This window comes from Mycolicibacterium alvei (assembly GCF_010727325.1).
Classification (GTDB): Bacteria; Actinomycetota; Actinomycetes; order Mycobacteriales; family Mycobacteriaceae; genus Mycobacterium; species Mycobacterium alvei.
Genome location: NZ_AP022565.1, coordinates 4,820,698 through 4,846,156, shown reverse-complemented (window position 1 = coordinate 4,846,156; position 25,459 = coordinate 4,820,698). Strand labels below are relative to the sequence as shown.

25 protein-coding genes and 1 tRNA gene are annotated in these 25,459 nt (G+C 66.4%); 12 read left to right on the top strand and 14 right to left on the bottom strand.

Going from position 1 to position 25,459, the window contains the following annotated elements; all coding sequences use genetic code 11:
- Positions 1–17 precede the first annotated feature (17 nt).
- Positions 18–581 carry a TetR/AcrR family transcriptional regulator gene (locus G6N44_RS23120; RefSeq protein WP_235682850.1) on the bottom strand — a complete coding sequence of 188 codons (564 nt, stop codon included), beginning with the start codon at positions 579–581 and terminating at the stop codon, positions 18–20.
- Between the two features lie 169 nt (positions 582–750).
- On the opposite strand from G6N44_RS23120, the gene G6N44_RS23115 reads away from it, so the two are divergent.
- Genes G6N44_RS23115 through G6N44_RS23105 form a run of 3 tightly spaced genes read left to right on the top strand, consistent with a single transcriptional unit; the run spans position 751 to position 3,679 of the window.
- Entirely contained in the window at positions 751–1,431 is a 681-nt protein-coding gene (locus tag G6N44_RS23115) for a hypothetical protein (protein ID WP_163668075.1), read from the top strand.
- Positions 1,428–2,237 (top strand): SDR family NAD(P)-dependent oxidoreductase, encoded by an 810-nt coding sequence (locus tag G6N44_RS23110; RefSeq protein WP_163668073.1) that lies wholly within the window; start codon positions 1,428–1,430, stop codon positions 2,235–2,237. The genes G6N44_RS23115 and G6N44_RS23110 overlap by 4 nt, the downstream gene beginning before the upstream one ends.
- Positions 2,234–3,679 (top strand): cytochrome P450, encoded by a 1,446-nt coding sequence (locus G6N44_RS23105; protein ID WP_163668071.1) that lies wholly within the window; start codon positions 2,234–2,236, stop codon positions 3,677–3,679. The genes G6N44_RS23110 and G6N44_RS23105 overlap by 4 nt, the downstream gene beginning before the upstream one ends.
- 19 nt (positions 3,680–3,698) lie before the next feature.
- Here G6N44_RS23105 and G6N44_RS23100 read toward each other — a convergent pair whose 3' ends face one another.
- The 6 genes from G6N44_RS23100 to G6N44_RS23075 form a co-directional block, all read right to left on the bottom strand.
- Complete coding sequence (locus G6N44_RS23100) at positions 3,699–4,169, bottom strand: SRPBCC family protein (RefSeq protein WP_163668069.1); 471 nt, start codon at positions 4,167–4,169, stop codon at positions 3,699–3,701.
- A 116-nt stretch (positions 4,170–4,285) separates the two neighbouring features.
- A tRNA-Ala gene (locus G6N44_RS23095) sits at positions 4,286–4,358 on the bottom strand.
- A gap of 55 nt (positions 4,359–4,413) precedes the next feature.
- Positions 4,414–5,556, bottom strand: a complete 1,143-nt coding sequence (sepX, locus tag G6N44_RS23090) for a divisome protein SepX/GlpR (protein WP_163668067.1) — start codon at positions 5,554–5,556, stop codon at positions 4,414–4,416.
- A gap of 257 nt (positions 5,557–5,813) precedes the next feature.
- Positions 5,814–6,467, bottom strand: coding sequence for a GNAT family N-acetyltransferase (locus tag G6N44_RS23085; RefSeq protein WP_163668065.1), 654 nt, complete (start codon positions 6,465–6,467; stop codon positions 5,814–5,816).
- Between the two features lie 46 nt (positions 6,468–6,513).
- Positions 6,514–7,752, bottom strand: a complete 1,239-nt coding sequence (glp, locus tag G6N44_RS23080) for a molybdotransferase-like divisome protein Glp (protein ID WP_163668063.1) — start codon at positions 7,750–7,752, stop codon at positions 6,514–6,516.
- 53 nt (positions 7,753–7,805) lie between these two features.
- A complete protein-coding gene (locus G6N44_RS23075) occupies positions 7,806–8,735 on the bottom strand; it encodes a UTP--glucose-1-phosphate uridylyltransferase (protein ID WP_163668062.1) in 930 nt (309 codons plus the stop codon).
- Positions 8,736–8,774: 39 nt separating this feature from the next.
- Here G6N44_RS23075 and G6N44_RS23070 point away from each other — a divergent pair, with 39 nt between their 5' ends.
- The 3 genes from G6N44_RS23070 to G6N44_RS23060 all read left to right on the top strand — a co-directional run bounded on the left by G6N44_RS23070 (position 8,775) and on the right by G6N44_RS23060 (position 12,196).
- The gene (locus G6N44_RS23070; protein ID WP_163668060.1) at positions 8,775–9,374 is read left to right on the top strand and encodes a 5-formyltetrahydrofolate cyclo-ligase; all 600 of its coding nucleotides are present in this window, start codon (positions 8,775–8,777) and stop codon (positions 9,372–9,374) included.
- A gap of 108 nt (positions 9,375–9,482) precedes the next feature.
- Positions 9,483–11,312 carry an amino acid permease gene (locus G6N44_RS23065; RefSeq protein WP_163668058.1) on the top strand — a complete coding sequence of 610 codons (1,830 nt, stop codon included), beginning with the start codon at positions 9,483–9,485 and terminating at the stop codon, positions 11,310–11,312.
- Complete coding sequence (locus tag G6N44_RS23060) at positions 11,309–12,196, top strand: universal stress protein (RefSeq protein WP_163668056.1); 888 nt, start codon at positions 11,309–11,311, stop codon at positions 12,194–12,196. The genes G6N44_RS23065 and G6N44_RS23060 overlap by 4 nt, the downstream gene beginning before the upstream one ends.
- Here G6N44_RS23060 and G6N44_RS23055 read toward each other — a convergent pair.
- Positions 12,193–12,900, bottom strand: a complete 708-nt coding sequence (locus tag G6N44_RS23055) for an HNH endonuclease family protein (RefSeq protein WP_235682849.1) — start codon at positions 12,898–12,900, stop codon at positions 12,193–12,195. The two genes, G6N44_RS23060 and G6N44_RS23055, sit on opposite strands and share 4 nt — an antisense overlap.
- Before the next feature lie 120 nt (positions 12,901–13,020).
- Here G6N44_RS23055 and G6N44_RS23050 point away from each other — a divergent pair, with 120 nt between their 5' ends.
- The 3 genes from G6N44_RS23050 to mscL all read left to right on the top strand — a co-directional run bounded on the left by G6N44_RS23050 (position 13,021) and on the right by mscL (position 14,648).
- On the top strand, positions 13,021–13,353 hold the full coding sequence (locus tag G6N44_RS23050) for an FmdB family zinc ribbon protein (protein WP_163668054.1): 333 nt from the start codon (positions 13,021–13,023) through the stop codon (positions 13,351–13,353).
- Positions 13,354–13,420: 67 nt separating this feature from the next.
- The gene (locus G6N44_RS23045; protein ID WP_163668052.1) at positions 13,421–14,080 is read left to right on the top strand and encodes an SAF domain-containing protein; all 660 of its coding nucleotides are present in this window, start codon (positions 13,421–13,423) and stop codon (positions 14,078–14,080) included.
- A 100-nt stretch (positions 14,081–14,180) separates the two neighbouring features.
- Entirely contained in the window at positions 14,181–14,648 is a 468-nt protein-coding gene (gene mscL, locus G6N44_RS23040) for a large-conductance mechanosensitive channel protein MscL (protein WP_163668051.1), read from the top strand.
- A 77-nt stretch (positions 14,649–14,725) separates the two neighbouring features.
- Here the strand turns inward: mscL and G6N44_RS23035 are convergent, their stop codons facing one another.
- The 6 genes from G6N44_RS23035 to rpmF form a co-directional block, all read right to left on the bottom strand.
- Positions 14,726–15,361, bottom strand: coding sequence for a porin MspA (locus tag G6N44_RS23035; protein ID WP_163668049.1), 636 nt, complete (start codon positions 15,359–15,361; stop codon positions 14,726–14,728).
- A gap of 693 nt (positions 15,362–16,054) precedes the next feature.
- Complete coding sequence (locus tag G6N44_RS23030) at positions 16,055–16,606, bottom strand: MogA/MoaB family molybdenum cofactor biosynthesis protein (RefSeq protein ID WP_372508253.1); 552 nt, start codon at positions 16,604–16,606, stop codon at positions 16,055–16,057.
- 23 nt (positions 16,607–16,629) lie between these two features.
- Positions 16,630–18,027 (bottom strand): S1C family serine protease, encoded by a 1,398-nt coding sequence (locus G6N44_RS23025; protein ID WP_163668047.1) that lies wholly within the window; start codon positions 18,025–18,027, stop codon positions 16,630–16,632.
- 194 nt (positions 18,028–18,221) lie between these two features.
- Positions 18,222–19,721: a HAMP domain-containing sensor histidine kinase gene (locus G6N44_RS23020; protein ID WP_163668045.1), complete on the bottom strand. Its 1,500-nt coding sequence runs from the start codon at positions 19,719–19,721 to the stop codon at positions 18,222–18,224.
- Positions 19,722–19,725: 4 nt separating this feature from the next.
- The gene (locus tag G6N44_RS23015) at positions 19,726–20,412 is read right to left on the bottom strand and encodes a response regulator transcription factor (protein WP_163668043.1); all 687 of its coding nucleotides are present in this window, start codon (positions 20,410–20,412) and stop codon (positions 19,726–19,728) included.
- A 145-nt stretch (positions 20,413–20,557) separates the two neighbouring features.
- On the bottom strand, positions 20,558–20,731 hold the full coding sequence (rpmF, locus tag G6N44_RS23010; RefSeq protein WP_003885704.1) for a 50S ribosomal protein L32: 174 nt from the start codon (positions 20,729–20,731) through the stop codon (positions 20,558–20,560).
- A gap of 300 nt (positions 20,732–21,031) precedes the next feature.
- On the opposite strand from rpmF, the gene G6N44_RS23005 reads away from it, so the two are divergent.
- Genes G6N44_RS23005 through G6N44_RS22995 form a run of 3 tightly spaced genes read left to right on the top strand, consistent with a single transcriptional unit; the run spans position 21,032 to position 25,406 of the window.
- A complete protein-coding gene (locus G6N44_RS23005) occupies positions 21,032–22,666 on the top strand; it encodes an acyclic terpene utilization AtuA family protein (protein ID WP_235683118.1) in 1,635 nt (544 codons plus the stop codon).
- Between the two features lie 5 nt (positions 22,667–22,671).
- Complete coding sequence (locus G6N44_RS23000) at positions 22,672–23,814, top strand: acyl-CoA dehydrogenase family protein (protein ID WP_235683117.1); 1,143 nt, start codon at positions 22,672–22,674, stop codon at positions 23,812–23,814.
- The gene (locus G6N44_RS22995; RefSeq protein WP_163668037.1) at positions 23,811–25,406 is read left to right on the top strand and encodes an acyl-CoA carboxylase subunit beta; all 1,596 of its coding nucleotides are present in this window, start codon (positions 23,811–23,813) and stop codon (positions 25,404–25,406) included. Before G6N44_RS23000 ends, G6N44_RS22995 begins: the two co-directional genes overlap by 4 nt.
- The last annotated feature ends 53 nt before the right edge of the window (positions 25,407–25,459 follow it).

Below are 25,459 nucleotides of genomic sequence, written 5' to 3'. Positions count from 1 at the left end.
GACTTGCCATCCAGCGCCTAAGACGGAGCGATCCGGGCACGGGCCACCTGCGCGGCCCCGTTTCCGGTGATCAACCAGAGAGTGGCGAGCTGCGCGATGAAATCGTCGAGGGACAGGTCGACTCCGCCGTTGACGAACTCCAGGATGGCATCCGCCGTCCCACCGACGATGAACGCCGGTGTCACCTTGGCCAGGGGGTCTCGCTCCAGCTCGACGCCGTGCACTGTGCGCCCGTGGTCGATGAGTACGTCGGTCAGCCGGTGCATGACCGTGGTGCGGTGCGTATCGAGCTCGGGCGAAGCCGCCACCCCGCCGAGTAGGACGCGGGCGCGGCGCGGGTCGTCCACGAGAGCCCGCACTGCAGCAGAGACGCTCGCGAGGGCCTGAACCTCCAGTGGCTGCTGTGCGGCCGCGTCGGCCGCCTCAACGGTGGCGACGCGGACATTCTCGGCAATGTCGTCGACGACGGCGGCGGACAGCTCACCGAGGTCGGTGAAGCTCTCGTAGAAGTAACGCTTGTTGAGACCTGCTGCGGCACAGAGTTTCTCGACCGTCGCGCCGCGCCACTCTTTGCGCGTCATCAGGTCCATCGCAACATCCAGCAGACGCTCGCGCCGTTGCCGACGGCGAGCGTCCGCCGACTGGCCTCCGTAGGCGCGATTCGTCGTTGACACCACCTCGACAGTCTGGCACAGTCCCGTACCAGATATTAGGCACGATTCCGTACCAGATGCTTCCACCAGGAGAACCATGACAACCGCAGCCAAGGACACCGGCATCGACAATCAGGCACCGGACACGGCCCGCACCTCGGTGTTGAACGACTTGCGCGAGTTGGCCCAGACCGCACCAGCCCTGGCGCAGCGCCAGGGCTGGGACTACCTACAGGAACTCGGCACCGCGGGTCGCCGCGATCAACTCGCCGCGCTGTTCGAGCGGGGACACGCACCCGACGGACCGCACGGAGCCATGGAAGGTCTGATCGTCGGCAACCTCTTCGGCATTCCCGAGGCGTCCCTGGCGAATCCGCTGTTGAAAATCGACCCGACCTGGCGGGGAAAGACATTCGACACTGATACCGGCTTCAACCGCCTCGCGCCGATCGCCAAGTACGCGATGCGCGTCATCGCGCCCCTGTACCGCGGACTGCGCCGGGCCGGATCCGAGATGGTGGGATTCGAGTTCACCCACCGCATCGACACCGCGGCTATCCCGCCCTACATCAAGGTTCGGGCACTGGACTACAGCCCGGATGAGTACCGGAACCCCAGCGTGCGCACCTTCCCCATCAAACGGACCCGCGACGAAATCGTCGAACTGCTGCCCGGCCTCTATCTCGGGCGGGCCCTGCTGAACATGAACAGCGGCGAAGTGCGACCCATCGCATACTTCGCGCTGCGGGAGTTCACCGACGAGAGCGCGGGCCGATGATCGACCTCGACGGGGCCGTCGCATGCGTCACCGGCGGTGCGCGCGGTATCGGTCGCGCCACCGCGACGGCGCTCGTACAGCGGGGCGCAACGGTATGGATCGGCGACCTAGACACCGACGAGGCCGCACGCACCGCACGCGAAATCGGCGCGAAAGCAACCCATCTGGACGTCACCGACGAGTCGAGCGTCGCGGCGTTTCACCGTGCGGCATCCGCTGACGGACCGGTGGCGATGTTGGTGAACAACGCAGGCATTCAGCATATGGGCCCTTTCGTGGACCAGAAGCTCGCGGCGTACCACCAAGAGATCGCCGTCAATCTGACCGGCGTCGTCAACGGCATGCACGAGTTTCTTCCCGGCATGCTCGATCGCAATCACGGCCACATCGTGAACGTCGCATCGATGGCGGCCAAGGCGACCACTCCGGGCATGTCGGTGTACTGCGCCACGAAGTACGCGGTGGCGGCGTTGTCACGAGCCGTCCGCGCCGAAATCGCCCACACCGACGTCACCATCACTACGGTCATGCCTACCGCAGTCCACACCGACCTGACCGCAGGAGTCACTCTCGACCTTCTCCCCACCCGGCAACCCGAGCAGATCGGAACCGTCATCGCCGACAGCGCACGCAACCCCGGACGCGAGGTCACCGTCCCGAAATGGTTGTCGCCATTCGGACTGCTGGAGGAAGCCACGCCGGAACCGGTGATGCAATTGTTCAAACGACTCGCCACCCGCAACGAGCCACCCGGCCATTTCGACGAAAACCGTCGCCGCGACTATCTCAATCGGATCGACGGATGACGACATTGTCCACATGCCTCGCGTCGCCGGCGAACAAACACCGCCTGCAAGCGTTCGGCGCCGCTGTCACGTCACGGTTTCCCAGCGGAGATCACCCGCTCGCCATGCCGCCGCGGGGATCGAACCTCAAGCCCGTCATGGGCAATTACGGATTCCCGTTCCTCGGCCATGTGTTGAGCTCGCTGGCCGACCCCCTGACCTTCGCCCGGGACCGGTACGAGCGCTACGGGCCGGTGTCGTGGGCCGGAGGCGTCGGCTTCCGCGTCGTCGGCCTGATGGGCCCCGATGCCCTCGAGACCGCATGGGTCAACCGGGACAAGGTGTTCTCCAGCACGCGCGGCTGGGCACCGGTCATCGGACCGTTCTTTCACCGCGGAATGATGTTGCTGGATTTCGACGAACACCGCGACCACCGCCGCATCATGCAGGCGGCCTTCACCCGCAGCGCGTTGGACGGCTACCTGGAACTGATGCGGCCGAGTATCGATCGCACGCTGCGTAATTGGCCCTCGACACCGGATTTTCCGTTCTACCCGTCCATCAAGCACCTGCTGCTCGAACAGGCCGCGGAGGTGTTCGTCGGTACCCACCTCGGTCCCGAAGCCGACCAGTTGTCGGCGGATTTCCGCGACACCGTCCGCGGAGGGCAGGCGCTGGTACGCGCGGATGTGCCCGGCGGGGTGTGGGCCAAGGGGCTACGTGCCCGGGAGCGGCTCGAACGCTACTTCGCCGAGCAGGTTCCCGACCGCCAGCGCGGCGACGGCGCGGATCTGTTCTCGATGTTGTGCCGCAGCGAGGATGAAGACGGCGCCCGCTTCACCCAAGCCGACATCGTGAACCACATGATCTTCCTGCTGATGGCCGCGCACGACACCACCGCCATCGCGCTGTCCATGCTGACCTATGAACTGGGCCGAAACCGGCAGTGGCAAGACGCGCTTCGCGAAGAGGCCCTCGCTCACCCGAATGACACCCCGACCGTGCTCGACCTCGACACCTATCCCCTGCTCGATGCCGCATTCAAGGAGATCCTTCGGATGTACGCTCCGGCCGGCGCGCTCTTCCGGCAGACCGTCCGCGACACCGAGATCCTCGGACACTTCGTCCCGCGCAAAACCCAGGTGGCCATCAATGTCTATGCCTCCATGCGGCTTTCCGACTGGTGGCCCGACCCCGACACGTTCAATCCGGAACGGTTCGTGAACAATTCCGAGTCCCGCGCCACGGTGAGCCGCTACGTGTTCGCACCGTTCGGAGGCGGGGCGCACAAGTGCATCGGCCAGCAGTTCGCCGATATGACGGTCAAGACGACCATGCACCAGATGCTGAGACAGTTCGAATGGAGCGTGCCTGACGACTACCGCCCTCAGCTGACCTGGGGCACCGGGCCGACACCTGCCGACGACCTACCGATCACCCTGCGATCGCGCGCGCTGACGTAGGCAACGTCTTCGACGCGAATCATGTCGCGTAGCGGTCGTGCAACTTGGTCAACGTGGACTCGATGCCCTTCGCGTTGCCCTTGGCGAAGCCCATTCGCTCGTAATACTTCAGCGTGTCCTTGATCGGCCCGGTGTCGCGGTAATCGAATGTCTCTGTCACGCGCGTGAGCGTGGGGGTGAGTGCGGTGAACTCCCAGCGCCAACGGTGCCCCGCCGGATGTCGCCATTCAAAGAGTTCGTTGGGTGTCACCGCGGTGACGACGCTGGTGATCCGGTAGGGCACCCCGTACATCCGCATCCCAGTCGTGAACTTCGCACCAGGGGCGATGTCATCCGGGCACGACACGTTGTCGCGGACGGTGCCCGAACCGTCGATCTCGTGGTGACGACGCGGGTCGGCGATCATGGCGAACAGTTCGGCTGCAGGGGCATTGACCTCCACGGAGCGGCTGACCTGATTCGGACCCGCGTCAACGATGCTGACGGTCATGGTGTGCCCTTCGATTCGCATTCACTGTTCGAGGACCAGTATGCGACGGTTCATCCTCGCTGAGGGATAAGAGAAAGACCCGCCGTCTCCGGCGGGTCTTTTGTATTCACACTTTGTGGAGCTAAGGGGAATCGAACCCCTGACCTTCTCGATGCGAACGAGACGCGCTACCAACTGCGCTATAGCCCCTGATACCGGAACGCAAGGCTACCAGCCACCGGCCCGGAACCGGAAACCGGCTGCGCTACTGCCCGGAAGCCCGCGGAAGATCGTATTCGCGGGCCGTCGACGCATACGACGTGTACGCCAGGTGCTCGAAGATCGGGTCCTCGTCATCGATGTCGAGCACCACCGCGCCGGGCCTACGCAGCCGCGCCGGCACCACGTCGAGCTTGTGGTCATCGGTGCTCTCCACGCCGAGCCGGGACCGCGCCATCCGTTGCGCGCGACGACGTCGCAGCTGTTCCTCGATGCGGGTCTGGCGGCGCAGGTAGGCCAGATAGAGCACGGTCAGTGTGGCCGCGCCGCCACACATCCACCAGGCCGACGGCGTCACCAGCAAGGCGGCGCCCGCCGAGAACAGGATCGTGGCGGCCAGCACGGCCAGCACGCGCTTGCGGAACTGGAACTTGCGGGCGGTGACCTCCGCGGAGGTCTTGGACTCGAACCGGCGCTGCCGGCTGGCACTCAGCGACGCGACGGGCGTCTCGGCCTGTTCCTCGTCGACCGGTTCGTCCTCGGCCTCGGGTTCCAGGCCCGACGAGTCGTCGACGTACTCGTACTCGTCGTCGGAAAGGGCGTCGGAATCCTCGGCCTCCTCGACATCCTCGAGATCCAGTGCGATGCGCTCGGTCTGGGCCTCCGACTCGACAGAATCGAACTCCGGCTCGGCTTCGACCTCAGGCTCGGTCTCGAACTCCAACTCGAGTTCGGGTTCGGACTCTTCCTCGGGCACGGCAACCGGTTCGGCTGTCTCGGCCATCGAACCGACGGGCAGTGCACCGGAATCCTCGTCGACGACGTCGACATCGAGGTAGTCGGGCTCGGGGGTCTCGACGCTCACCACCGCCGCGGCCACCACCACGGTGCGCTGCATGGTCGCGTGTACGTGCACCTCGACCGGTTCTTCATCCTCTTCGAAGTCTTCATCGAGCTTCTCGTCGAGGTGGTCAGCCGTGTGCTGCCAGTACGGATCGCTGTGATGCCCGGCGGCCGGGCCGCGTCGTAACCGTTGCGCGTTGCGGCCGCTGTTGAGCACTCGAGTCGCCAGGGCGACATCGCTGGTGCGACGCACCGAGTCGCGCTTGCTGATCAACATCGGAACGAGCACGAAAAGCCAGAGAACGACGAGGGAAATCCACAGCAGTGACTGGGGGATGCTTGGCATGACGCCTGCTCCTTTCCCCGTTCAGGCTAGGTCTGCGACCAGCGCATCCATGGGTGGCGCGCCGACACAATTACACACCTGTAATTCGATCGATACAAGCACCAACAGTCACATTTGCCACATTAGTAACAGCTGACGGAACCGAATTCGTCGAGATTGCTTCCAGGGCTGTGAATCCGGCGAAATCGCGACCGTGGGCGCAGCTTCAATGCGGCTTCAATGCGGCGCGTCGCGGCCGGGCATCCTCGCCGGTCGGCTCAGCACCAACTGGCGCGTCCGGCCGAAACCAGGGCCTGGGACGCCGAGTGCTTCAGCTCCTCCAACGTGACCGCCACCAGGAGATGGTCCCGCCAGGCACCGTCGACCTCGAGGTAGCGGCGCAGTAGGCCCTCCTCGCGGAACCCGACCCGGGCCAGCACGGCCCGGCTCGCGGCGTTCTCCGGACGCACTGTGGCCTCGACTCGGTGCAACTGCACCGCAGTGAAGGCGTGGTCGAGCCCCAGCGCCAGCGCACCCGTCGCCACCCCGCCGCCGGTCTTGTCACTGGCCACCCAGTAACCGATCCAGGCTGACCGCAGTGCGCCGTGGGTGACGTTGCCGATCGTGAGCTGGCCGGCGAACTCCCCGTCGAGCTCGATCACATATGGCAGCATCCGTCCGAGCCGGGCCTCGGCGCGTAAACCCGAGCAGATCGCTGGCCATGACGAAACCCCATGGCGGAGACTCCAATCCACACCGCTGACCGGCTCCCAGGGCTCAAGGTGAGCCTGGTCGGCCAACCGGATCCGGCTCCACACCGCGGCATCGCGCAGCCGCACCGGGCGTAGCCGCACCACGCCGGCCCGCACCCGCAACGGCCCGATCGGAACGGGCCAGCCCGGGTGAAAAGCACTGGAGCGCAGCCAGCTCATCCACATTGTCGATTCGTCACACCGTCATTCATCGAATGAAGTCTTATCAGCCGCGCTGAGCCAGGAATGCCACATCCACGGTTTCGCCGGTGCGGACCTCGTCGACCTCGCTCGGAATCACCACCAGACAGTTCGCTTCGGCGAGTGTGGCCAGCAAATGCGTCGACGCGCCGGGCGCCCCGCCCAGTGCCTGCACCAGGTATTCGCCGGTGTCCTGGTCGCGCATCAACTGCCCCCGCAGGTATCCCGTGCGCCCGGCCACCGAACTGATCGGCGCCAGCGTGCGGGCCTGCACCACGCGCCGCATCGGTGCGCGCTTGCCCAGTGACAACCGGATCAGCGGGCGCACCATCACTTCGAACACCACCAGCGCGCTGACCGGGTTCGCCGGCAGCAGGAAGACCGGCACGCGGTCGCGGCCGAGCTGCCCGAAGCCCTGCACCGACCCCGGATGCATCGCGATCCGGGCCACCTCCATCTCGCCGAGTTCGGCGAGGACGGTGCGCACCGATTCCGCGGCAGCCCCGCCCACCGCACCGGCGATGACCACGATCTCGTTGCGATTGACTTGGCCTTCAACGGTTTCCCGCAGTTCCGCCGGGTCGGTGCTGATGATGCCGACGCGGTTGACCTCGGCACCCGCATCCCGGCCCGCCGCGGCCAGTGCGTAGGAGTTCACGTCGTACACCTGCCCGGTTCCGGGGCTGCGGGACACGTCGACGAGTTCGCCGCCCACGCACATCACCGACAGCCTGGGCCGTGGATGCACCAGCACCCGGTCGCGTCCGACTGCGGCAAGCAGGCCCACCTGGGCCGGACCGATGATGGTGCCCGACCGCACCGCGACGTCACCGGGTTGCACGTCGTCGCCGGTGCGCCGGACATAGGCGCCCGAGCGCACGCTGCGCAGGATCCGGACCCGGCTCTCGCCGCCGTCGGTCCACCGCAGGGGAAGTACCGCGTCGGCCAGCGTCGGCATCGGCGCGCCGGTCTGCACGCGCGCAGCCTGCCGGGGCTGCAAGCGACTCGGGGTCCGTGCCCCCGCCTCGATCGACCCCATCACCGGCAGGCTGATCTCCCCGGCACCGTCGCCCACGGACAACACGTCGACGCTGCGCACCGCGTAGCCGTCGATCGCGGCCTGGTCGAATCCCGGCATCGGCCGTTCGGTGACGACCTCTTCGGCACACATCAGGCCTTGCGACTCGGCGATGGCCACTCGCACCGGCCGGGGCGCCACCGCGGCAGCCGCTACCCGAGCCTGCTGTTCCTCGACCGAACGCACAACACGCCTTCCTATCTACGGGCCGACGTGCCAGGGACCGGGCCAGCTCGTTGCTAGCCGTCCTGTCCGGTCAGACCCAACCGTTCGACCAACCACCGCCGCAAATCTGGGCCGTAGTCGTCACGTTCCAACGCAAAGTCAACCGCAGCCTTCAGGTAGCCGCCGGGATTTCCCAGGTCGTGTCTGGCTCCGCGGTGCACAACCACATGTACCGGATGCCCCTCTTCGATCAGGAGTGCGATGGCGTCGGTCAGCTGGATCTCCCCACCCACCCCGCGCGAAACGCGACGTAGTGCATCGAAGATCGCCCGGTCCAGCAAGTAGCGGCCGGCCGCCGCGTACGGGGACGGCGCATCTTCGGACTTGGGCTTTTCCACCATGCCCTTGACCCGCAGCACGTTCGGATTGGCTGCGTCGGGCACCGTCTCGACATCGAAGACGCCGTAGGCGCTGATCTCGTCCTCGGGGACCTCGATCGCGCACAGCACCGTTCCGCCGCGCTTGGCCCGCACCTTCGACATGGTCACCAGTACACCGGTGGGCAGCACCAGATCATCGGGCAGCAGGACGGCAACCGCATCCTCGTCGGGAGCCAGCGCACTCTCGACGCAGCCGACGGCATGTCCGAGGCCGAGCGGCTCGGCCTGCACCACCGACTCGACCTTGATCAGTGCGGGGGCGCGGCGGACCTTCTCCAACATCGTCTTCTTGCCGCGCGCCTCCAGCGTGCCCTCGAGCACCAGGTCCTCGACGAAATGCGCGACGACGCCGTCTTTGCCTTCCGAGGTGATGATGATCAGCCGTTCGGCACCGGCCTCGGCGGCCTCGGCAGCGACCAATTCGATACCCGGGGTGTCGACCACCGGCAGCAGTTCTTTGGGGACCGTCTTGGTCGCAGGCAGGAACCGCGTACCCAGACCGGCCGCGGGAACCACCGCCGTATAGGGAAACGGCACCTCAGGCGCCTTGTGAGACGTGCTCATCATTCACACACTAACGTCCGTTCTGAAAAGGTGGATGGCGTGACCCCGCCGACCAAGACCGAGTTGCGAGCTGGCGTTCTCCGTGCACGACGGGCCGTACCGGCCGACCTCCGCGACCGCGAAACGCTGGCCCTTTGCCGCTGGCTGCCCACCTTCGTCCGCGACGGGCAGACGGTGTGCGCCTACGTTCCGGTGGGTTCCGAACCGGGGTCGCCGGCCCTTCTGGACACCCTGTCGGAACTCAGTGTGCGCGTGCTGCTTCCGGTAGCCCGCAACGACGAGGACGGCCGCGGACTGCCGATGCAATGGGGCGCCTATCAGCCCGGCACGCTGGTGCCCGCCGAGTTCGGCCTGCGTGAGCCCCCGCCGCCGTGGTTGCCGGCCGGATCGATCGCCGACGCCGAGGTGGTGCTGGTGCCCGCCCTTGCCGTCGACCGCGACGGCAACCGGTTGGGCCGGGGCGCCGGCTTCTACGACCGCAGCCTGATCTACGCCTCACCCCTTGCGCGACTGGTCGCGGTGGTGCGGGACGACGAATTGGTCGACGCATTGCCCGCCGACGCGCACGACGTGCGGATGACGCATGCGCTGACGCCGTCGGGCGGGGTCGTGCAACTGGGCGCCCCCACCGGGAACTGAGCAGGACTCGTCGTCCGAATTGCCGCCCGGAGTTTCGTCGTCGGGCATAGCGTCAACCTTCTGACGTGATGTGAGCCACGTCACGCACACGCGAGAAGGGGGAGCGACATGGGCGAGACTCCGGTGCTGAACAAGGCGCTCAGTCAACGACAGCTGACGATGATCGCGATCGGCGGCGTGATCGGCGCCGGTCTGTTCGTCGGATCCGGCGTGGTGATCGGCGCGACCGGACCAGGCTCGTTCATCACGTATGCCCTGTCGGGCGTGTTGATCATCATGGTGATGCGCATGCTGGCCGAAATGGCGGTGGCCAATCCGTCGACCGGCTCGTTCGCCGACTATGCGCGCAATGCCCTGGGCAACTGGGCCGGTTTCTCGGTGGGCTGGCTGTACTGGTACTTCTGGGTGATCGTGGTGGGCTTCGAGGCCATCGCCGGCGCCAAGATCATTCAGTACTGGGTGCACGTCCCGATCTGGTTGACGGCGCTGCTGCTGTTGGTCGCGATGACTGCCACCAATCTGTTCTCGGTCTCGTCATTCGGTGAATTCGAATACTGGTTCGCCGGCATCAAGGTCGTGGCGATCCTGGCGTTCATCGGACTGGGCATGTGCTTCATCCTCGGACTGTGGCCGCACAAGGAGATGGACTTCTCCAATCTGACCGCGCACGGCGGGTTCTTCCCGTTCGGACCGATGGCCGTCACCGTCGGCGTCGTGACGGTGATCTTCTCGATGGTCGGCGCGGAGATCGCCACCATCGCGGCCGCGGAGTCTGCCGATCCCGAACGCGCTGTGGCCAGGGCCGCGAACTCGGTGATCCTGCGTATCGCGGTGTTCTTCGTGGGCTCGGCGTTCGTGCTCGTCACGATCCTGCCGTGGAACAGTGAGAACCTCGCCGCATCGCCGTTCGTCTCCGCATTCACCGAGATGGGTATCCCCTACGCCGACCACATCATGAACGCCGTGGTGCTCACCGCGGTGTTGAGCTGCCTGAACTCGGGCATGTACACCGCGTCGCGGATGCTGTTCGTGCTGGCCGCCCGCCGTGAGGCACCGCCGCAACTGGTCAGCGTCACCCGCCGCGGGGTTCCTGCGGCGGCGATCCTGACGTCCTCGGTGGTCGGCTTCCTGTGCGTGATCGCGGCGGCGTTCGCCGAGAAGACGATCTTCGCGTTCCTGCTGAACTCCAGCGGCGCCATCATCCTGTTCGTCTACCTGCTCATCTGCATCTCGCAGATCGTGCTGCGCTACCGAACCTCCCCGGGCCAGCTCAAGGTGAAGATGTGGTTGTTCCCGGTGGCGTCGATCCTCACCGCGGCGGCCATCGCGGCAATCCTGGTGCAGATGTACCTGCAGGAGGACGTGCGTTCGCAGCTGGTCCTGAGCTTGGCGTCGTGGGCCGTGGTGATCCTGCTGTTCCTGGCCAACCGCTGGTTCGTCGGGCGCCGGCCCGAAACACCCGAGCCTGAGCGGGCGGCCGGGGCCCCGCGTCCGCACCGGGTGTTGGTGCTGGCCAACGAGACCGTCGAATCCGATGAACTGCTCGACGAGTTGCGCCGCATCGGCGCGGACCGCGATGCGGTCTATCAGGTGGTGGTGCCGGCCAGTCCGATCGACACCGGGGCGGCCGCCACTCACGGCCCGCTCGACATCGCCGAAGCCACCACCCGCGCGGCCCAGCGCCGCCTCGATCACACGCTGGACACGCTGCACTCCGAGCATTTGCAGGCCGACGGGGAATTGGGTGACTACCGTCCGCTGCGAGCCCTGGCCAATGCCGTCGAGGGATTCCGGCCCGACCAGATCGTGATAGCGACTCTGCCGCCGGAGGATTCGGTGTGGCACCGGTTCGACGTCGTCGACCGGGCCCGCGCCGATTACCAGATCCCGGTGACCCACGTGGTGGCACGGGTGCGCACCCAGGAGCACGCGTCGTGACGATCCTCGCGGCATTCAGTGCGAGCCGGCACAGCGGCGCACCCCTGAATCTGGCCATCCAGCTCGCCCGCACCACCGGCGAGCGGGTGATCGCCGCGGCGGTGGTGGAGAGGGCTTGGCCGCCCCGGGACGACCCTGTCGAGGTCGAGTACCTGTCCTACGTTCGCGCCCAAGCCACCCAGGCGTTGCACCGCGCGGCAGCGGCGCTTCCCGCCGATGTCGGCGTCACCCAGGTGGTACATGAATCCACTTCGATCCCAACGGGTTTGATGGAGCTCGCCGATGCTCACCGGGTCACGCTGGTGACGGTCGGCTCGTCGTCGTCGGGCATGCTCGGGCGCGTCACGCTGGGAAGCGTCACCGAGCGCCTGGTGCACACTGCACGGGTGCCGGTGGCATTCGCGCCGCGCGGGTACCTGGAGACCGAGGGGCGGGTGCGCCGGCTCACCGCGGCTTACGGCGGAGAAGCCGACGTCAACGGGCTCATCCCGGCCACCGCTGAGTTGGCCGCGGCGTGGAACGCCACGCTGCGCATCGTCTCGTTCACGGTCCGCAACACCGCAGCGTTCGCCGGAACCATCGAAACCTCGGCCGAGGAGTTGGTGGTCCAGCAGTGGTCACGGCGAACCATCGCCGAGATCACCAAGCAGCTCAACGCTATTCGTGACCGGATGGCTGTTCCCGATGTCGACGTGGTGGTCGGTGCGGGTCACGACTGGAATGCCGCGGTCGAGAGCATCGGGTGGAATGCCGGAGACATGCTGGTGATGGGTTCGGGTGCGGCCGCGCCGAGCGCCCAGGTGTTCCTTGGCTCGGCGGCCGGCAAGATCCTGCGCCACTCACCGGTCCCGCTGATGATCGCGCCGAGCTACCGCCGCAGTTAGCAGTTGCCGAGCACCGCCTCCATGGCGGATTTCTCCTTCTCCGAAACCCACAGCTGGTAGGCAGCTTTCACCTCGACCTGACGGGCCACGAACTCACACCGGAACGCCACGTTGGGCGGCAGCCAACTGGCCGCATCGCGGAACGCCTTGTCGAAGTTGGGTTGCGCGGCCACCGCGATCAGGTTGCGTGGATCGTTCGCGAAGTCCATGCGCCGCTGCGGGTCCCAGGTCCGCGCCCCCTTGTACCAGGCGTCGGACAGCGACACCAGGTGGTCGATCTGCACGGTGCCCGAGGTGTCGGGCCCACGGGTGAAGGCGACCTCGGCTCCGGCGTACGGGTCATGCAGGACACCGGTGGCGGCGTAGCAGGTGCCGGGCCGGACGGTCAGCTGAGCCAGGTCGCGGCGCAGGATGTCGTCGCGTGTGTTGCAGCCGTTGTGGCCGAACTCGACGTTGACGTCGTCACTCCAGGCCGCACCGAAGCGGGATCGGGTGTAGTCGGTGTCGCGATCCCAGCCTTTGATCGGCAGTCCCGCCAACAGTGTGCGGGCGTGGTCGTAGCCGGGGGTCCGCTGCGAGGCGGGAAGCTGGGCCGAGACGGAGGGCTGCGGTTGGGCCATCGGCCGGGATGCCGAACCGGTCTCCCGCATGCGGGCCACCACCAGCACTGTCAGCACCGCCAGGATTACCGCCACCACAAGCACGACCGCTAATCTTCGGGTTCGCCGGCGCCGGCGGCCCGCGGGAATGACATGGCCCACGTAGCGGTTCTAGCACTTGAGCTTGTAGAGTGCTAACAAGTTTGACCAACTCGGAGGGTTTTCGTGCCTACCTATTCCTACGCGTGCACTGAGTGCGACAACCGGTTCGACGCGGTGCAGGCCTTCAGCGATGATGCGCTGACCTCCTGCCCCAAGTGCTCCGGAAAGCTGCGCAAGCTCTTCGGTTCGGTGGGCGTGGTGTTCAAGGGCAGCGGCTTCTACCGCACCGACAACCGCGAGTCGAGCAAGAGTTCATCCAACGGTTCGTCGGCCAAGAGCTCGGAAAGCAGCTCTTCGAGCTCGACTTCCGACTCGTCGTCCTCGTCTTCCACGAGCACTTCGTCTTCCTCGTCGAGCAACTCTGCCGCCGCCCCCGCCGCGGCCGCCTCCAGCTAGCCCGAGTTATCCACAGGGCGGCGAAGACGCCGTTCCCACCCGGCCGTCGCGCGCCTACCGTGGCGCCATGGCCGAATCTCTCAACCCGCCACCCTGGCATCGGTTGACTGCTGCCCGGCCCGATTGGACCCGCACGGTGGCCGCCCGCCGCGCCGCCGCGGCCGGATTGGTGCTTCTGGCGGCCGTCGCCGTCCTGCGCTCCGATCCCCATGGCGAGTACACCGAGATCGCGGTCGCGGCTCATGACCTGTCCCCCGGCGTCGCATTGACTGCCGCCGACGTCCGCCTCGAGCGGCGCAGCACCGCCACCCTGCCCGACGGCGCCCAGCGCGACGTGGCACCGGTGATCGGTGCGACATTGACCGCCCCGGCCCGTCGTGGCGAGGTGATCACCGATGTCCGGTTGCTCGGGTCGCGGCTGGCCGAATCGGCTGCGGGCCCCGATGCTCGGATCGTGCCGCTCAAACTCAGCGACACCGCGCTACTGGATCTGATCCGCGCCGGCGATGTGGTCGACGTGCTGACAGTCACGTCCGATCCGGACGACAGGCAACCGACCCGGCCGGTCGTGGTGGCCTCAGGAGCCGTCGTGGTGCTGGTTTCCGAGAAGCCACGCGGGGCCGGAGCGGGCAGCGATCGCGTGGCACTGGTGGCGCTGCCCGCCCGCTCCGCGAATGAGGTGGCGGCCACCAGCCTGGTGCAGGCCGTCACGCTGACGATTCACTGAATCCAGATTCGGCTGCCGGACAACCATCCAGCGGTTCGGCCAACTCCGTTACTGTTTGCTTGTCGCATCAAACACACACACCGCAGGGAGGGTCCGCAGCATGTTGAAGGGCTTCAAAGAGTTTCTGTCACGCGGCAACGTCATCGATCTTGCCGTTGCTGTGGTCATCGGCGCCGCCTTCACGGGCTTGGTCACCGCCTTCACAGAAAAGGTGGTGCAACCGCTGATCGACCGGATCGGCGCCGGCCCCGGCAACGAGTACGGCGTTCTCAAGATCTCGCTGGGCGGCGATCCCGAGACGTTCATCGACTTCAACGCCGTCGTGTCGGCCTTCATCAACTTCGTCCTGGTAGCGGCGGTCATCTACTTCGTCATCGTCCTGCCGTACAAGAAGCTGCGCGAGCGCGGCGAGGTGGAACAGGCCCAGGACACCGAGCTGAGCCTCCTCACCGAGATTCGCGATCTCCTGACCGAGAACGGCTCGGCCGGCAAGCACGTCACCGGTCCCGGCACGGGCCCCAGCCCGGACACCGCCAGGCACACGAGTGCCGACCGCGGCGACAAGTAGGCGCCCGTACGCAAAAGCAGCCCCTGGATTTCTCCAGGGGCTGCTTTTGTCGGGGCTAGAACGTGACGTTCATGTCCTCAGTTCATGTTCCAGGGCTCGCCGTAGGTGGTGACGCTGTCACCGGTCGAGGCGATCAGGCGGGCGAACGGACGCAGCAGCACGCCACCGGCCGCACCGGTCACCGTGCCGTGCGCGTTGGACACCGCCACACCACCGGCCGGACCCTTGACGTCCACCGAGAAGGTGGCCACCTCCTGGATACCGGGGCCGTTGCCCAGGTCGGCGCTGATCGACACACCCGGGAACAGGTTCGGCGTGATCACGGACTCCAGGCCGAAGGGCGGTCCGGTGATGTCACCGTCGTCGATCAGGATGTTGGGGGTGGTGTAGGAGAAGTTGATCCCCACACCCAGCGACCAGGGGAAGCCGATCTGGTAACCCAGCTCCAGGGTGCCCTCGAACTCATCGGCGCCCGGGCCCTCGACGTGGTACTTGGCCCGGCCGGAGTGGAACCACTCACGGGTCAGCCGGTTGCGGTCCAGGGGGAACACCCCGTTGAGGAAGGTGTCCCACTGCTGAACGGTCAAGGTCCGATCCTGGCCGTCGACCAGGCTCAGCTCATTGTCCAGACCCGCATGAGAAATGCCCGTGCTCGCAAACAGCGCCGCGATGGCTGCGACCATCACGACCAGCACCCGACTGAATGCCTTCATATTCTCCCTAGCTAATTCGCCGGCGATCCTGGAGGCCCACCGTTTGTGGTCGACGTCCCAGCCCGCAGACCGTACCGCCGTGCAAGACCAACACATGGGGTGGATCAGCAACTCCACATGTCGCTCTTACCTAATACACATCGTCGTTGACACGAGGAACATAACGGGAGGGCATTCCGGCGGCAACGCAAGCGCATATCGACATACGTGCATCGGTCCCGCCGATCAAAATTTGCTGACTACCCGCGGGGAGTCCGGCGTACAACACCATGACGCTGCGAGTGGGCCCGCGGGGGCAATGGTGTGGCAGCGTTCACCCAAACCACGCGCTGAGGCCCAGGCCACACCCAGATTTGGGATTCCTGCCCCAACAAGCCGTTCACCGATCACTGATGATGGGGAGGAATGTTGTTCCGCAGCCACCGGTCACGGTCGGCATCGTCGTCCGGCGAATCGGTGTCGCGTTCGTCAGGAGCGATGTCCGGTAGGGCCTCACCAAAGATCTTGTTAACTGCGTGACGGGACGACTTATTCACTTCCGGCATCGCGATTACCCCTTCGTGACGAAGCTCACATTTCAGGTCGGGTGATCTGCAAGCACCCGTTAACCTGCTCTTAACCAGCATGAACGGTGAGAGCCACATTCGCCAAAAAAAGAAACGGCGGCCGGTGGCCGCCGTTTCCTCACTGGGCTCAGATCTCCAAGCTTGACAGCTGGCCTATCACCTGTGCAGCCAGCGGCCCCAGTGTGGCCATACCGTCGCGCACTGCCGCACGCGACCCGGCGATGTTCACCACCAGCGTGCTGCCCGAGACTCCGCACAGGCCGCGGGACAGCCCGGCATCGACGATGCCGGCCGAAAGTCCCGACGCGCGCAACGCCTCGGCGATACCCAGTAGTTCGCGGTCGAGGATGTCGAGGGTGGCCTCCGGCGTCACATCGCGCGGTGTCACCCCGGTCCCGCCTACCGACACCACGAGATCGACGCCGCCGATCACCGCGGTGTTGAGCGCGTTGCGGATCTCGACTTCGTCCGCGGCGACCACCACGACACCGTCGACGACGAATCCGGCCTCACCCAACAACTCTGTGACCAACGGACCGCTGTGGTCCTCCTCGCCGTGTGCAGTGCGGTCATCTACGACGACGACGAGCGCCCGGCCCACCAACTCCCCTGCCTGTTCCATGCCTGCAACCGTATATCCGGCAGCAGACAACGGTGTAGCCAGACGCAGTGTGGCCATCTCGCCGGGTCCGGTCAGCATGCTCACTGTTCGGCCCTGCCGAGGGTGACCTCGATTGTCTGCGGCTTGCCGCCCTCGCCCAGGAAGGTCAGGGTGACCTTGTCGCCGGGGGCCTTGGACCGCACCGCCGCCACGAGCGCGTCAGCACTGCCGATCACCCGGTCATCGACCTTGGTGACCACGACGCCGCTGGGTAGACCTGCTGCCGCCGCGGCCCCGCCATTGGTGACCTCGACGATCTTGGCGCCGTCGCTGGTGGTGTCATTGCTGACCTGCACGCCCAGCGACGCGTGCGAGGCCGTCCCGTTCTGGATCAGCTCATCGGCGATCCGCTTGGCCTGATCCACCGGGATCGCGAAACCCAACCCGATCGAGCCGCTCTGCGCCTGCGGCGAATCCCCGCCCATGGTGGCGATCGCCGAGTTGATACCCACCAGCTCGCCGTTCATGTTGACCAGCGCGCCGCCGGAGTTGCCCGGGTTGATCGCGGCGTCGGTCTGGATGGCGTCGAGGACGGTGTTCTGGTTGCGGGCGTCGCCGCCGGCCGCGACCGGACGGTTCAACGCGCTGACGATGCCGGTGGTGACGGTGCCTTCGAGGCCCAGCGGGGATCCCACGGCCACGACGTCCTGGCCCACCCGCAGGTTGGCCGAGGAGCCGAGCGTGATGGGGGTGAGGCCCGAGACATCCTGCGCCCGCACCACCGCGATGTCACTGCTCGGATCGGTGCCCACCACGGTGAACGACTTGGTGGTGCCGTCGGAGAACGTCACCTTGGTCTGTGCGCCGGCCGGCACCGGTGCCCCGCCCGGTACCGGCGCGGGACCGGGCCCACCCGGCTTGGCGCCCTGCACGACGTGGTTGTTGGTCAGGATCAGGCCGTCGGCGGTGAGGATGATGCCGGACCCCTCCTCGGAGGCGCGGCCCAGGTCGGTCTCGAGCTTGACCACACTCGGCACCACCTTGGCGGCCACTTGCTCCACCGAGCCCGGCGGCAGGGCGGCCGCGGGAACAGTCGGTGCGGCGCCGAGGCCCGGCACGCCCAGGCGCGGGTGGTCGTCGTGCATGAGGCTGCCGACACCGCCACCGATGCTGGCTGAGACCACGGCCACCGCGAACGCCCCGGCCACCAGACCGGTCCTGGACCGCTTCTTCGCCGGCACCGGCTGCGGGTTGGCCGGAATCCGGTACGGGTCATAGGGCGCGCGGTAGGCCTGCTGTGGCGGCTGGTGCTGTTGGCTCTGGTGCTGTTGGTTCTGGGGTTGCTGCGGCGCCGACACCTGTTGCTGCTGCGGTTGTTGACGCGCATATCGCCAGTCGTACTGCTGTTGCTGATACGGATCAGGACGCGCACCGGCGTATCCGGGGGCGCCACCGGGATGCTGCTCCGGCTGCTGGGGGTACCTCGGGTGGTTCGTCATTGTGCTGCGTGCTCTTCTCTTGTAAAAGGTCCGCCGGCCAATCACGCCGACCCGGTCCGACCCGCATGTCCAACCCTCGCGTCCGTCACTTCGTCAAACGAGGTTGTGGCCACTTAGGTTGCCCAGATGGACTGAGAATCCACTTAGAGATTTCTGATCCACCCCTGACTGGTCCCCCGACCGACTTCACTCTCTCACTTTTCCTCCGCGCCGACGCTGCGCCCACCACCCACGCGGTGCAGGTGTGTCGTATCGGCATTGGAGATCGGCTGCCCCGGCAACACCATGTGAAATGAAGCCCCCGGTGGGGTGCCGCCCGGCACGGTCTCGTCGATACGTAGCGCACCGCCGTGCTTGAGCACCACCTGCTGGACGATAGCCAGTCCGAGGCCCGATCCCGGCATCGCCCTGGCTGCATCGGATCGGTAGAACCGCTCGAACACGAGCGCACGTTCCTGCGGCGGGATACCGGGGCCGCGGTCGGAGACCACCAGCTCGGCATGCGTCGGATCGACCTGATGCAACCGGACACCGACGCGTCCGCCGGCCGGACTCCACTTCGCGGCATTGTCGAGCAGGTTGAGCACGGCACGGCCCAGTCCGGGCGCATCGCCGAACACCTGCCAACCGACCACGTCGACCTCGAAGTCGATGTCGTTGCGGCGCCGCCGGACCCGCTCCAGGCTGCGGTCGACCACCTCGGACATGTCGACCGGCTCCGGGTTGATACCGCCCGCATCGTCGCGGGTGAGATCGACGAGATCGCCGACCAGGGTGGACAGCTCCTCGATCTGGGCGACCACGTCTGCCTGCAGCCCGTCCATCTCGTCCTTGGGCAGCGGTGGCGCCCCGGGAGCCTGTGAGGCCATCAACAGTTCGACGTTGGTGCGCAGTGAAGTCAGCGGCGTTCTCAGCTCGTGCCCGGCGTCGGAGACCAGTCGGGACTGGCGTTCGCGCGATTCGGCCAGCGCCCGCAGCATCATGTTGAACGCCTCGGTGAGCCGGGCCAGCTCGTCACTGCCGATCACCGGGATGGGCCGCAGGTCGTCGGTGCGGGCCACCCGCTCGGCGGCTTCGGTGAGTCTGCCCACCGGTCTGAGCCCGGCTCTGGCCACCGCTCCACCGGCCATGGCCGCCACCGCCACGCCGACACCACCGACGATGAGCAGCACCGTGCCCAGACGTCTCAGCACTTGGACCGTGGGCGCCAGGCTCTTGGAGATCAGCAGGGAGCTGCCGTTGGCCAGGTGGACCGCGAGCACCCGCTGATGATTGGCGGTGCGCAGGGACATCAGCAGCTCGCCCGAGATGACGTCCTTTTCGGCCTTGCCCAGCGGCAGCATCTGGCCCTGCTGGTTGGCCGTGTAGATCGAGCGGCCCGGGATCACCAGCATCGCGTTCACGTCGGAGTACGCGGTGCCCTCGATCGCCTTGCCGGGATCGGCGGCCAGCGATCCACTCTCGATGAGCAGCCGGGCACGGCTGTGCAGTTGGTTGTCCAGGTCGTCATAGAGCGCTCGGGAGACCACGGCGTAGACGGCGACAGCCATCAGGACGACCACCATGGCCACCATCGACATCGCGAGCATCATCACGCGCCAGCGCAAGGACAGCGAGCTGGTGTTCCGTAGGTTCACGGCGGCGAGCCGCCCAGAGTCAGTGGCGGTTCGCCAGGTATTTGCGTTGAGCGCCATCAAATCAGGGAGGAGTTTCACGCAGGACGTAGCCGACGCCCCGCACGGTGTGGATCAACCGGATCTCGCCTTCGGCCTCGGTCTTGCGGCGCAGGTAGCCGATGTACACCTCGAGGGCGTTCCCTGACGTCGGGAAGTCGAAACCCCAGACCTCCTCGAGGATCCGGCTACGGGTCAGCACCCGCCGCGGGTTGGCGATCAGCATTTCCAGCAGCGAGAACTCGGTACGGGTGAGGCTGATCTGACGTTGGCCGCGGGTCACCTCGCGGGTCACCGGGTCGAGGGTCAGGTCGGAGAACGACATCTTCTGCGAATCGGAGCCGTCGTCGCTGACGGTCCGGCGCAGCAACGCCCGCATCCGCGCCAGCAGCTCCTCCAGCGCGAACGGCTTGGGCAGGTAATCGTCTGCACCCGCATCCAACCCGGCGACCTTCTCGGAGGTGGTGTCGCGGGCGGTCAGCACCAGGATCGGCAGATCGTCACCGGTGCTGCGTAGCTGCCGGCACACTTCCAGGCCGTCCATTCGCGGCATCATCACATCCAGAACCACAGCGTCAGGCCGGTCATTGGAAATCGCCTCGAGTGCTTCGACCCCATCCTGGGCGAGCTCGACCGAATATCCATTGAAAGAAAGCGACCGGCGCAGAGATTCGCGCACAGCGCGATCGTCATCAACGACAAGTATGCGCACAGGCACAGTTTCAACCCGCTGTCTGAGAGAGGGCTGAGAGGCACGCCGCAAATTCACCGAGCGTTTCTCGAGCCCAAACCGGCTCCGAGCACGACAAAAAGCGCCATCGCGAGTGATGGCGCTTTCTGAAGAAGTGTCTGCGGGTCTAGCGCTTGTCGAGGTCGACCAGGCCGAGACGGGCGGCCTTGAGCAGACGGCGCGGCACCTTGTGCTGCTGACCGGCGACATTGACGCCGACGAGACCGGTGGCCTCGGCCTTCCACTGCGCGCGCCGGCTACGGGTGTTCGCGCGCGACATTCTGCGCTTGGGCACAGCCATGACGTGCATCTCCTTGCTTAGGGTTGTTACCGCGCGAACCGAATGAGCCCGCCGGCGGCGACGATTGGTTACAGAGTAACGGTTGACCTGGCGCTGCTCCAAAACGGTGGCCGCAGACCTACCGAGCCTGAGCTGGGACATACCGGCCACCTATTGACGCGAGACCAGCGGTACCCGATAACCTACCGGTTGGTTGGTTGGTATCCATTGTCAGCGTCGACAGGAGTACGTGTGCCTTCAGGGCCTGATGCAGTGCGCATCGGTAATTGTTCGGGGTTTTACGGCGACCGGCTGTCCGCGATGCACGACATGCTCACCGGCGGTGAGCTGGACTATCTGACCGGCGATTACCTGGCCGAGCTCACCATGCTGATCCTGGCCCGTGACCGGGCCAAGAATCCCGACCGCGGCTATGCCAAGACCTTCCTCACCCAGCTGGAGCAGTCTCTCGGGCTGGCCCTCGACAAGGGCGTGAAGATCGTGGCCAACGCCGGCGGGCTGAACCCGGCGGGGCTGGCCACCGCGGTCCGGGCCCTGGCCGAGCGCCTCGGCCTCGACGTCAACGTCGCCCATGTCGAGGGCGATGACCTGGTGGGCCGCGCTTCCGAACTCGGGCTGGGCACTCCCCTGGCCGCCAATGCCTACCTGGGCGCGTGGGGCATCGTCGACTGCCTGAATTCCGGCGCCGACGTCGTCGTCACCGGGCGCGTGACCGACGCGTCGGTGATCGTCGGGCCGGCGGCCGCGCACTTCGGCTGGTCGGCCACCGACTACGACGCGCTGGCCGGGGCCGTCGCGGCGGGTCACGTAATCGAATGCGGCACCCAGGCCACCGGCGGCAACTACTCGTTCTTCCGAGACATTCCAGATCTGGCCCGGCCCGGGTTTCCGATCGCCGAGATCTCCGCCGACGGCTCCTCGGTGATCACCAAACACGCCGGCACCGGCGGGCAGGTCAGCGTCGGCACGGTCACCGCGCAGCTGCTCTACGAGATCACCGGCGCCCGGTACGCCAATCCGGATGTGACGCTGCGCGTGGACTCTGTGCAGTTGAGCCAGGACGGCCCCGACCGGGTACGGATCTCCGGGGTGACGGGGGAAGCTCCACCCCCGACACTCAAGGTGTCGTGCAACAGCATCGGTGGCTTCCGCAATTCCGCCACCTTTGTGTTGACCGGCCTGGACATCGAGGCCAAGGCGCAGCTGATACGCAGCCAGCTGGAGGCCGGGATCAAGGTCCGTCCTGCCGAGCTGGAGTGGACGCTGGCCCGCACCGATCATCCCGATGCCGATACCGAGGAAGCCGCCAGTGCGCTGCTGCACTGCGTCGTCCGTGATGCGGATCCCAGCATCGTCGGACGCCAATTCTCCTCGGCGGGTGTGGAACTCGCACTGGCGAGCTATCCGGGGTTCACCACCACAGCACCACCCGGCGACGGTCAGATCTACGGCGTGTTCGTACCCGGTTACGTCGACGCCACCGAGGTGCCACACATCGCCGCGCATGCCGACGGCACCCGGATCGGTATCGCACCGGCAGCCGAAACACTCTCTCTGGCACCAGTTTCCGATCCGGTCCTGCCCGAGGAACTCCCTGCCGGACCCACCCGCCGCACGGCACTCGGCACGATCGCCGGTGCTCGCAGCGGCGACAAGGGCGGGTCGGCCAATGTCGGGGTCTGGGTGCGAACCGACGAGCAGTGGCGCTGGCTGGCCCACGCCCTGACGGTCGAGCGGATTCGTGAATTACTGCCCGAGACAGTCGATCTGCCGGTCACCCGGCATCTGCTGCCCAATCTGCGAGCCGTGAACTTTGTGATCGAAGGCATTCTCGGCCAGGGCGTCGCATACCAGGCCCGGTTCGATCCGCAGGCCAAAGGGCTGGGCGAATGGTTGCGCAGCCGTCATCTCGATATCCCGGAAAGGCTGCTGTGACCGGCATCTGGAATACCCCCGAACGCGAATCACTGCGCAAGACGGTGCGAAGTTTCGCCGAGCGTGAGGTGCTGCCCCACGCCGACGAATGGGAACGCACCGGCGAGCTGCCGCGCGAGCTGCACCACAAGGCCGGCGAAGCGGGACTACTCGGCGCCAACTTCCCCGAGTCGGTCGGCGGTGGCGGCGGCGACGGGGCCGACGCCGTGATCATCGGCGAGGAAATGCACTACTCGGGTTCACCGGGCGGCGTGTTCGCCTCGCTCTTCACCTGTGGCATCGCAGTACCGCACATGATCGCCTCGGGTGATGAACGCCTCATCGAGACCTACGTGAAGCCCACGCTGCGTGGGGATCTCATCGGATCCCTGGCCATCACCGAACCGGGCGGCGGCTCCGACGTCGGGCATCTCACCACGCGCGCGGTGCGAGACGGCGACGACTACATCCTGAACGGCGCCAAAACCTACATCACCTCGGGCGTGCGGGCGGACTACGTCGTCACCGCCTCGCGCACCGGCGGCCCGGGCGCAGCGGGCGTCTCGCTGATCGTGGTCGACAAGACCACGCCGGGATTCGAGGTCACCCGCAAGCTCGACAAGATGGGTTGGCGTTCAAGCGACACCGCTGAGCTGTCCTACAGCGACGTGCGGGTGCCGGTGGCCAACCTGATCGGCGCGGAGAACTCCGGCTTCTTCCAGATCGCCGCGGCATTCGTGTCCGAGCGGGTGGGCCTGGCCGTACAGGCCTACGCCAGTGCCCAGCGCTGTCTGGATCTGACCGTGCAGTGGTGCCGCGACCGCGAGACGTTCGGCAAGCCACTGATCGCCCGGCAGTCGGTGCAGAACACCCTGGCGGAAATGGCCCGGCGGATCGATGTGGCCCGGGTGTACACGCGGCATGTCGTCGAGCGCCAGTTGGCGGGTGAAGAGAATCTGATCACCGAGGTGTGCTTCGCCAAGAACACCGCGGTCGAGACCGGCGAGTGGGTGGCGAATCAAGCCGTGCAGTTGTTCGGCGGGATGGGCTATATGGCCGAATCCGAGGTCGAACGTCAGTACCGTGACATGCGCATCCTGGGTATCGGTGGTGGCACCACCGAAATCCTGACCTCGTTGGCCGCAAAGACATTGGGGTTCCAGTCGTGACCACTCTGAAGTCCACCATCGATCCCCGCTCCCCCGGGTTCACCGAGGCCGCCGAGGCGATGGCGACCAAGCTCACCGAACTCGACACTGAGCACGCCAAGGCCCTGGCCGGTGGCGGGCCCAAGTACGTCGACCGCCATCACGGCCGGGGCAAGCTCACCGCCCGAGAGCGCGTCGAGCTGCTGCTGGATCCGGACGCACCGTTCCTCGAGCTCAGCCCACTGGCCGCCTGGGGCAGTGATTTCACCGTCGGCGCCAGCGTCGTCTGCGGCATCGGTGCCGTCGAGGGTGTCGAGTGCCTGATCGTCGCGAACGATCCGACGGTCAAGGGCGGCACGAGTAACCCGTGGACGCTCAAGAAGATCCTGCGGGCCAACCAGATCGCGATGGAGAACCGGCTTCCGGTGATCTCCCTGGTCGAGTCCGGTGGCGCCGATCTGCCGACGCAGAAGGAGATCTTCATTCCCGGCGGGCAGATGTTCCGCGACCTGACCCGGCTGTCGGCGGCAGGCATCCCGACGATTTCCCTGGTGTTCGGCAACTCGACGGCCGGCGGTGCCTACATCCCCGGCATGTCCGACCACGTGGTGATGATCAAAGACCGTTCCAAGGTGTTCCTGGCCGGGCCGCCACTGGTCAAGATGGCCACCGGAGAGGAGTCCGACGACGAGTCGCTGGGTGGCGCCGAGATGCACTCCCGCACTTCGGGTCTGGGCGATTACCTGGCCAACGACGAGCTCGACGCGATCCGGATCGGGCGTCGCATCGTGGCCCGGCTGAACTGGCGCAAGCAGGGACCTGCGCCCGCCCCGGTAGTCGAGCCGCGGTTCGACCCGGAGGAGCTCATCGGCATCGTGCCCGCCGATCTACGCATCCCGTTCGACCCGCGTGATGTGATCGCCCGCATCGTCGACGGCTCCGACTTCGACGAGTTCAAGCCGCTGTACGGGTCGTCACTGGTAACGGGATGGGCCACGCTGTACGGCTACCCGATCGGGATCCTGGCCAATCACCGCGGCGTGCTGTTCAGCGAGGAATCGCAGAAGGCCACCCAGTTCATCCAGCTGGCCAACCGGTCCAACACCCCACTTCTGTTCCTGCACAACACCACCGGCTACATGGTGGGTAAGCAGTACGAAGAGGGCGGCATGATCAAGCACGGCTCGATGATGATCAATGCAGTGTCCAACTCCACCGTGCCGCACATCTCGCTGCTGCTCGGCGCCTCCTACGGCGCGGGCCACTACGGTATGTGCGGGCGCGCGTACGATCCGCGCTTCCTGTTCGCGTGGCCGTCGTCCAAGTCCGCGGTGATGGGCGGCACCCAGCTTGCCGGGGTGCTCTCGATCGTCAGTCGCGCTGCCGCCGAGGCCCGTGGACAGGCGGTCGACGAGGCCGCCGACGCGGCACTGCGGGCTGCGGTCGAGGCTCAGATCGAGGCCGAGTCGCTGCCGATGTTCCTCTCCGGCCGGTTGTACGACGACGGGGTGATCGACCCGCGCGACACCCGAACCGTGCTGGGAATGTGCCTGTCCGCCATCGCGAATGGCCCGATCGAGGGGACGTCGAACTTCGGCGTCTTCAGGATGTGAGCGCTTATGCCTACCTTGCGCGTCGAATCTGAGCTTGTGTGCGAGATTTCGAC

Excerpts from the sequence above, each read along its gene's own strand:
- sepX (WP_163668067.1), bottom strand. The coding sequence starts at position 5,556 with ATGCCAAGCATCCCCCAGTCACTGCTGTGGATTTCCCTCGTCGTTCTC.
- G6N44_RS23085 (WP_163668065.1), bottom strand. The coding sequence starts at position 6,467 with ATGAGCTGGCTGCGCTCCAGTGCTTTTCACCCGGGCTGGCCCGTTCCG.
- G6N44_RS23075 (WP_163668062.1), bottom strand. The coding sequence starts at position 8,735 with ATGAGCACGTCTCACAAGGCGCCTGAGGTGCCGTTTCCCTATACGGCG.
- G6N44_RS23005 (WP_235683118.1), top strand. The coding sequence starts at position 21,032 with ATGCACGACATGCTCACCGGCGGTGAGCTGGACTATCTGACCGGCGAT.
- G6N44_RS23100 (WP_163668069.1), bottom strand. The coding sequence starts at position 4,169 with ATGACCGTCAGCATCGTTGACGCGGGTCCGAATCAGGTCAGCCGCTCC.
- G6N44_RS23030 (WP_372508253.1), bottom strand. The coding sequence starts at position 16,606 with ATGGCCACACTGCGTCTGGCTACACCGTTGTCTGCTGCCGGATATACG.
- G6N44_RS23035 (WP_163668049.1), bottom strand. The coding sequence starts at position 15,361 with ATGAAGGCATTCAGTCGGGTGCTGGTCGTGATGGTCGCAGCCATCGCG.
- rpmF (WP_003885704.1), bottom strand. The coding sequence starts at position 20,731 with ATGGCTGTGCCCAAGCGCAGAATGTCGCGCGCGAACACCCGTAGCCGG.
- mscL (WP_163668051.1), top strand. The coding sequence starts at position 14,181 with ATGTTGAAGGGCTTCAAAGAGTTTCTGTCACGCGGCAACGTCATCGAT.
- G6N44_RS23025 (WP_163668047.1), bottom strand. The coding sequence starts at position 18,027 with ATGACGAACCACCCGAGGTACCCCCAGCAGCCGGAGCAGCATCCCGGT.
- G6N44_RS23120 (WP_235682850.1), bottom strand. The coding sequence starts at position 581 with ATGACGCGCAAAGAGTGGCGCGGCGCGACGGTCGAGAAACTCTGTGCC.
- G6N44_RS23045 (WP_163668052.1), top strand. The coding sequence starts at position 13,421 with ATGGCCGAATCTCTCAACCCGCCACCCTGGCATCGGTTGACTGCTGCC.
- G6N44_RS23115 (WP_163668075.1), top strand. The coding sequence starts at position 751 with ATGACAACCGCAGCCAAGGACACCGGCATCGACAATCAGGCACCGGAC.
- G6N44_RS23065 (WP_163668058.1), top strand. The coding sequence starts at position 9,483 with ATGGGCGAGACTCCGGTGCTGAACAAGGCGCTCAGTCAACGACAGCTG.
- G6N44_RS23020 (WP_163668045.1), bottom strand. The coding sequence starts at position 19,721 with ATGGCGCTCAACGCAAATACCTGGCGAACCGCCACTGACTCTGGGCGG.
- G6N44_RS23105 (WP_163668071.1), top strand. The coding sequence starts at position 2,234 with ATGACGACATTGTCCACATGCCTCGCGTCGCCGGCGAACAAACACCGC.
- G6N44_RS23110 (WP_163668073.1), top strand. The coding sequence starts at position 1,428 with ATGATCGACCTCGACGGGGCCGTCGCATGCGTCACCGGCGGTGCGCGC.